Genomic DNA, 1,160 nt, shown 5'->3' with positions numbered 1-1,160 from the left:
CGGACCAAGCCGCACGTGAACGTCGGCACGATCGGTCACGTTGACCACGGCAAGACCACGCTGACGGCAGCGATCACGACGGTGCTGACCAAGAAGTTTGGCGGCGAAGCAAAGGCATACGACCAGATCGACGCGGCGCCGGAAGAAAAGGCGCGTGGTATCACGATCAACACGGCGCACGTCGAGTACGAAACGGCTAACCGCCACTACGCACACGTCGACTGCCCGGGCCACGCTGACTATGTGAAGAACATGATCACGGGCGCAGCGCAGATGGACGGCGCGATCCTGGTGTGCTCGGCTGCAGACGGCCCGATGCCGCAAACGCGTGAGCACATCCTGCTGGCGCGTCAGGTTGGCGTTCCGTACATCATCGTGTTCCTGAACAAGTGCGACATGGTGGACGACGCTGAGCTGCTGGAACTCGTCGAGATGGAAGTTCGCGAACTTCTGTCGAAGTACGACTTCCCGGGCGACGACACGCCGATCATCAAGGGTTCGGCCAAGCTGGCGCTGGAAGGCGACACGGGCGAGCTGGGCGAAGTGGCGATCATGAACCTGGCCGACGCGCTGGACACGTACATCCCGACGCCGGAGCGCGCAGTTGACGGTGCGTTCCTGATGCCGGTGGAAGACGTGTTCTCGATCTCGGGTCGCGGCACGGTGGTGACGGGTCGCGTTGAGCGCGGCGTGGTGAAGGTTGGCGAGGAAATCGAAATCGTCGGTATCAAGCCGACGGTGAAGACGACCTGCACGGGCGTGGAAATGTTCCGCAAGCTGCTCGACCAGGGTCAGGCAGGCGACAACGTGGGTATCCTGCTGCGCGGCACGAAGCGTGAAGACGTGGAGCGTGGCCAGGTTCTGGCGAAGCCGGGTTCGATCAACCCGCACACGCACTTCACGGCTGAAGTGTACGTGCTGAGCAAGGACGAAGGCGGCCGCCACACGCCGTTCTTCAACAACTATCGTCCGCAGTTCTACTTCCGTACGACGGACGTGACGGGCTCGATCGAGTTGCCGAAGGACAAGGAAATGGTCATGCCGGGCGACAACGTGTCGATCACGGTGAAGCTGATCAACCCGATCGCGATGGAAGAAGGTCTGCGTTTCGCAATTCGCGAAGGCGGCCGTACGGTCGGCGCAGGTGTGGTTGCCAAGAT

General features: G+C 61.9%; 1 protein-coding gene. It reads left to right on the top strand.

The annotated features are described in order from the left end of the window. On the top strand, positions 1 to 1,160 hold a 1,160-nt coding region (tuf, locus tag BM438_RS44540), incomplete at both ends, for an elongation factor Tu (protein ID WP_244179625.1).

Source organism: Paraburkholderia aspalathi, assembly GCF_900116445.1.
Lineage (GTDB): Bacteria > Pseudomonadota > Gammaproteobacteria > Burkholderiales > Burkholderiaceae > Paraburkholderia > Paraburkholderia aspalathi.
Note: the sequence above shows the minus strand (reverse complement) of the source record. Positions and strands in the feature narration are given on the sequence as shown.